The following is a 6191-nucleotide window of genomic DNA, read 5'->3' as shown; positions in this document are numbered from 1 at the left end:
ACCGCGCCCCCTCCGGCGCGCTGCCCGAGGGCACCCCGGTGCTGAACGAACCGCAGCCCCCGGCGCCCGAGCCGGGCGGGGAGTCGGCGCAGGGCGCGGAGGACGTCGCGTGCATCCAGTTCACCAGCGGCACCACAGGGGCCGCCAAGGCGGTCCGGCTCAGCCACCGCAACGTGGTGGTCAACGCGGCACAGTCGGCGCGCGCGCACGGCCTGGAGGCGGGCTGTGCGGCCTTCGACTACCTGCCGACGTTCCATCTGATGCATCTGACGATGACGGTCGCGGTCGCCGGCACGCTCGTCCTGTGCACGCGGGAGGATCCGGCGGACGCGATGGACACCGCGAACCGGTGCCGCGCCACGCACTTCTACAGCCTCCCCGTACGGCTGGCCCGGCTGGCGGTGCACCCCCGGCTGCCGGAGCTGGAGTGCCCGTCGCTGCGGGCCGTGCTCTCGGGGGGCTCCGCGCTCCCCCGGTCCGCGACCGCCGCGCTCGGCCAGCACTTCGGCGTTCCGGTCGTGCAGGGGTACGGGCTCCAGGAGACGTCGCCGTCCACGCACTTCGACAGCCTTCAGGCGCCGCGCCCCGGCTCGTCGGGGCGGCCGGTCGCGGGCACCGAGTGCCGGATCGTGGAGGTCGGCTCGCGCCGGGTGCGGGCGGTGGGCGAGAAGGGCGAGATCCAGGTCCGCGGCCCCCAGTTGATGCGCGGCTACCTCGGCCGCGAGCTGTCGCTCGACACCGACGCGGACGGCTGGTTCTCCACGGGCGACATCGGGCGGATGGACGAGGACGGCTGGCTGTACGTCGTCGACCGGCTCAAGGACGTCTTCAAGCGCGACAACTGGCTGGTCTCGCCGACGGAGATCGAGCGGGCGCTGCTGCGGCACCCCGCCGTGGCCGACTGCGCCGTGGTCGACCACCCGCACGCGTTCAGCGGCGCCGTGGCCCGCGCCTTCGTGGTGCCCGCCGAGGGCGCGGACGGCACCGCCCCCGGCACCGTGGCGGCCGAGGTCAACGCCGCGCTGCCGTACTACGAGCACATCGAGCACATCGAGCACGCCGACCGGATCCCGCGCTCGCCCACCGGCAAGGTGCTCCGCCAGGAGCTGCGCGAGCGCCCGGTCGCCGATCCGGAACCCCCGCACCGACCAGAGGAGGACAGTGCCATGCACTACTTCGTCAACCGTTTCACCGTCACCGGCGACGCCGCGGAGTTCGAGCGGCTGCTGGGAAAGATCACCGACTATATGGCCGCGCAGCCCGGCTTCCGCTCGTACCGGCTGTACCGCTCCGCGCAGGACCCGCAGATCTATGTGGAGACGGCGGAGTGGACCGACGGCGCGGCCCACCAGCAGGCCGTCAGCGGCGAGGGCTTCCTCGGGCCGGTGCGGGAGGTCATGAAGCTCGCCGAGGCCGAGGCCGGCCCGTACACCCTCGTGACCGAGCGGACGGACCGATGAGCGGCGCGACAACGGCCGTGCCGGGCTCGGTGATGCGGCTGCGGGAGCTGGCGCACAGCGCGGCGGGCGCCGCCGCCGTCCGCGCGGCGGCGCTGCTGGGGCTGCCCGAGGCGGTCGGTGAGACGCCCGCCTCGGCGGCCGAACTGGCCTCGGCCGTCGGCGCCGACGAGGGGGCGCTGGTCCGGCTGCTGCGCGCGCTGACGGCGTACGGCGTCTTCGCGGACGGCGGCGACGGCACCTTCGCGCACACGGCCGAGTCCCGGCTGCTGCGCGAGGACGCCGAGCACAGCATCAAGTACAACGTGCTGTGGGCGACCGAGCCGTGGACCTGGGAGCTGTGGCCGCACCTCGACGAGGCGGTCCGCACCGGGAAGAGCGTCTTCCCCTCGCTGCACGGGGAGGAGTTCTTCGCCCATCTGCACGCTCGGGCGCCGCAGTCGGCCGAGGTGTTCGACAAGGCGATGACGCAGTCGAGTCAGCTGTCCGCACGGGCGATCGCGGACCACCTGGACCTGACGGGGGCGGACAGCGTGGCCGACATCGCGGGCGGCCAGGGCCTGGTGCTGGCCACCCTGCTGGAGCGGAACCCCGGGCTGCACGGCACGCTGCTCGACCTGCCCGAGGTGGTCGCGCGTCCCGACGCGCGGCTGGGCGAGGGCGGTTCGCTGGCCGCGCGCGCACGGCTGCTGCCCGGGGACTGCCTGCGGGAGATCCCGGTCGCCGCGGATGTGTACCTGTTCAAGAACATCCTGGAGTGGGACGACGCCAGCACGGTCACCGCGCTGCGCAACGCGGCGGCGGCAGCATCTCCCGGCGCCCGCGTCCTGGTCATCGAGAACCTGGTGGACGGCAGTCCGGAGATGCGGTTCACCACCGCGATGGACCTGCTGCTCCTGCTGAACGTGGGCGGCAAGAAGCACACCGGGGAGGGGCTGGCTGCGCTGATGGAGCGGGCCGGACTGCGGATGTCCGGCGTCCGCCCCGTCAACTCGTATCTGCACGTCTTCGAGAGCACCGTGCCCGACTGACGCGGCCACTCCTCACACCACTTGACGGTCGTAAAATCAACTGCTTACCTCTTGGCAAGCATTCACTTGCCGACGAGACGGGGCGGGCGGCCGGCCCCGCCCGCGTCTCGTGCACCCCCGCATCGCCACTGAACCCAACGACCCGAAAGGGGCGAACCGTGATGCGAGCACGCGGAGCACGCCGCGGCATCGCCGGCCGCATCGGCGCCTGGAGCGCCCAGCACCGATGGAAGGCGGTGGCGGCCTGGCTGCTCTTCGCCGTCGCCGCCATGGTCCTCGGCGGCATCGTCGGGCAGGTCGACGCCGAGGACCACGACACCGTCCCCGGCGAGGCGGGCGAGGTGGTCACCACCCTGCGCGAGGCCGGCGTCCAGGACCCGGCGCGCGAGTCCGTACTCGTCCGGTCCGAGGGGCCGGTCACGGGCCGGGCCGCGCGGGACGCGGTCGACGACGTCATGGCCTCGGTCAAGCGGACCGGACGGGTCACCGGCCTGCGCTCGCCGTACGAGACCGAGGCGCTGTCCGAGGACGGGCACGCCGCGCTGATCCAGTTCGCGGTGACCGGCGATCCGGCCACGGCCGGGGACCGGGTCGGGCCGGTGCTCACCGCCGTCGACGACGCGGCGAAGCGGCATCCGGACCTGACGGTCGAGCAGTTCGGCGCGGCGAGCGCCGACAAGGCCATCGGGGACGCGTTCAGCGACGACTTCAAACAGGCCGAGTACTCGGTGGTGCCGCTCGCCATCGGCATCCTCTTCATCGCCTTCGGGGCACTGGTCGCGGCCGTGCTGCCGGTGGTCCTGGCGCTGACGGCGGTGCTCGCGACCACAGGGCTGGTGGCGCTGGCGAGCCACGCGGTGCCGATGAGCGACAGCTCCGGCATCGTCATGCTGCTGGTCGGCATGGCGGTCGGCGTGGACTACTGCCTGTTCTATCTGCGGCGCGAGCGGGAGGAGCGGGCCCAGGGGCGCGACGCCGGCACGGCGCTGCGGATCGCGTCCGCCACGTCCGGCCGCGCCATCCTCGTCTCCGGCAGCACGGTGATCGTGGCGATGGCCGGGATGTTCTTCACCGGCATGGTCGAGTTCGAGGGGATGGGGCTGGCGACCCTGCTCGTGGTGGCCGTGGCCATGACCGGTTCGGTGACGGTGCTGCCCGCGCTGCTGTCGCTGCTCGGCGACCGGGTGGAGAAGGGCCGGCTGCCGTTCCGCAAGCCGGTCCGGCAGAGCGCGGACGGCGAGAGCCGCGTCTGGCGCGCCGTCCTCGGCACCGTGCTGCGCCGCCCCGCGGTCTGCCTGGCGGCCGGAGCGGGCGTGCTGATCGCCCTCGCGGTCCCCGCCACGGCGCTGCACCCGGCGGAGCTGACGCTCAAGCAGGAGCTCGGGGACATCCCCCTGGTGCGCGCGTACGAGGACATCAGCAAGACCTTTCCCGGCGGGCCCGAACCCGCCGAGGTCGTGGTGAGCGCCGCCGACATCACCGATCCCGGCGTACGCGGAGCCATCGCGGACTTCCGGCGGGAGGCGGTCGGCTCCGGCGCCTCCCAGGGCCCGGTCCAGGTGACCGAGCACCGCGGGCAGAACCTCGCGGTCATCGAGGTACCGCTGGCGGGCGGCGAGAAGGCGGACCGGAACGAGCAGAGCCTGCGGACGCTGCGCGACCAGGTACGGCCGCGGACGCTGGGCGGGGTCGACGGCGTCAAGGCGCCGATCGGCGGGCCCACCGCGGCCTCCAAGGACTTCGCCGACCAGCTGGGGTCCAGCGTGGCGCCGGTGTTCGCCTTCGTGATCGCGTTCGCCTTCGTCCTGATGCTGCTGTTCTTCCGGTCCCCGCTGATCGCCCTGACCTCCACCGTCCTCAACCTGCTCTCGATCGGCGCCGCCTACGGGATTCTCACCGCCGTCTTCCAGAAGGGGTGGGGCGCCTCGCTCATCGGCGCCGAGGGGGTCGGCGCCATCGAGTCGTGGCTGCCGCTGTTCCTCTTCGTCATCCTGTTCGGGCTGAGCATGGACTACCACGTCTTCGTGGTCTCCCGGATCCGGGAGGCCCGGCTGCGCGGCATGTCCACCCGGGACGCCATCAGCCACGGAATCGCCACCACAGCGGGCGTGGTGACCAGCGCTGCGGTCATCATGGTCGGGGTCTTCGCGATCTTCGGGACGCTGTCGCTGCAGGGGATGAAGCAGATGGGCCTGGGCCTGGCCATGGCCGTGCTCATCGACGCGACCCTCATCCGGGGGATGCTGCTGCCGGCCGCCATGGCGCTGCTCGGCGAGGCCAACTGGTATGTGCCGGCGCTGCTGCGCAAGCTGCCCGAGCTGGAGGGCGAGCCGGAGCCGCCCGGCGGGCGGCCCGCCGGGGCGCCCCGGCAGGGCGAGGAAGCAGCGGAGCGGGCCGGGGCCTGAGCCGATGGCACCCGGACCGGTGGCGAGGGGGTGTCCGGCGGATCGTGCCGGACCGGGGCTGCCGCTGCCTGCGCGTCGCGGTCCGCTGCTGAGCCGTGGCTGGTCGCGCAGTTCCCCGCGCCCGCAGCGTGCACGGCACTGGCACGGGCCCCGTCAGCCCGTCAGCTCGGCGGCGCGGCGGGCGGCTGGAGCAGCCCGTCGCGCTTGCGCCGCAGGAAGGGCTGTTCGAGCAGCCGGTAGCTCAGCTCGGCGACCACCACCGCCGAGACGAGCACCAGGGCGGCGACGAGCAGTCCGCCCGCGCTCCACGCCGCGTCCTCCTCCCCGCCCCGCCAGCGCCGCACCTGCCCCAGCAGCGGCACGTGCACCACGTAGATCCCGTACGAGATCACCCCGAGCCGGACCACGCGGGACGAGCCGAGCAGCGGCACCCCGCGCCCGGAGCGCTCCCCCACCAGCAGCACGACGGCCCCGAAGAAGAGCGCGAGCACGGTGTACTGCCACACCCAGCCGTAGTCGTCGGCCAGCAGGATCGGATAGCCGAGGTCGCCCACGAGGCCGCGCCCCTCGGCCGACGCGCGGAGCACGAGCGCGGCGGTGACCGCGGCGAAAGCCGCCGGTATCCAGCGGGCGGTCCGGCGCAGCCGGTCGCGCAGCTCGGGCAGCGCCGTCACGGCCCCGACGGCGAACGCGTCGACGTAGCTGAACGGGGAGGTGTACAGGGTCATCGGCCGCAGCTCGGCGGGGTGGCCCGTGCGGGTCAGGAGGAGCCACAGCCCGGCCCGCAGCGCCGGCCCGGCCAGTGCCAGCACCGCCACGGTGCGCGCGAACCAGCGGCGCGGCAGCAGTATCGCGAGCAGCGCCCACACCACATAGACCTGCACCTCCACTCCGAGGGACCACAGATGGGTGTACAGCTGCATCGAGGTGGGGCGGAAGCCGTGCGCCATCGTCGACAGGTCGAACGTCCACGTCCACAGGTAGGGCAGGTTGCGCGCGGTCGACCCGTCGCCGTAGTCGGCGAGCGCCAGCGCGGTGAGCACCACGCAGAACGCCGCGTACAGCGGCCCCAGCCGCAGGAGGCGGTTGCGCGCGAACGCCCGTACGCGGTCGCCCCTGGCCGCCTCCGGGCGTCTGAGCAGGGTGCGGGTGATGAAATGGCCGCTGAGGACGAAAAAGAGGGGGACGCCCGCCCACCCCCAGGGAAGAAGTCCCACGTGGTAGCCGAGAACGCTCAGTACCGCCACGGCCCTGAGCCCGTCGAACGACGGGCGGTAAATGGTGCCTCGCACATCACA

4 protein-coding genes are annotated in these 6191 nt (G+C 73.3%); 3 read left to right on the top strand and 1 reads right to left on the bottom strand.

What is annotated here, in order from left to right; genetic code table 11:
* The 3 genes from G5C65_RS04405 to G5C65_RS04395 all read left to right on the top strand — a co-directional run.
* The coding region (locus tag G5C65_RS04405; RefSeq protein ID WP_165297265.1) for an AMP-binding protein at positions 1–1460 on the top strand (1460 nt) is incomplete at its 5' end.
* The gene (locus tag G5C65_RS04400; RefSeq protein ID WP_165297264.1) at positions 1457–2488 is read left to right on the top strand and encodes a methyltransferase; all 1032 of its coding nucleotides are present in this window, start codon (positions 1457–1459) and stop codon (positions 2486–2488) included. The genes G5C65_RS04405 and G5C65_RS04400, both read left to right, overlap by 4 nt.
* A gap of 161 nt (positions 2489–2649) precedes the next feature.
* Positions 2650–4893 carry an MMPL family transporter gene (locus G5C65_RS04395; protein WP_165297263.1) on the top strand — a complete coding sequence of 748 codons (2244 nt, stop codon included), beginning with the start codon at positions 2650–2652 and terminating at the stop codon, positions 4891–4893.
* A gap of 161 nt (positions 4894–5054) precedes the next feature.
* On the opposite strand, the gene G5C65_RS04390 is transcribed toward G5C65_RS04395, so the two are convergent.
* Entirely contained in the window at positions 5055–6185 is a 1131-nt protein-coding gene (locus tag G5C65_RS04390; RefSeq protein WP_165297262.1) for an acyltransferase family protein, read from the bottom strand.
* Between the last annotated feature and the right edge of the window lie 6 nt (positions 6186–6191).

This window comes from Streptomyces boncukensis, assembly GCF_011045075.1.
Taxonomy (GTDB): Bacteria; Actinomycetota; Actinomycetes; order Streptomycetales; family Streptomycetaceae; genus Streptomyces; species Streptomyces boncukensis.
The sequence above is the reverse complement of the archived record's forward strand: the minus strand, read 5'-3'. Positions and strand labels throughout refer to the sequence as shown.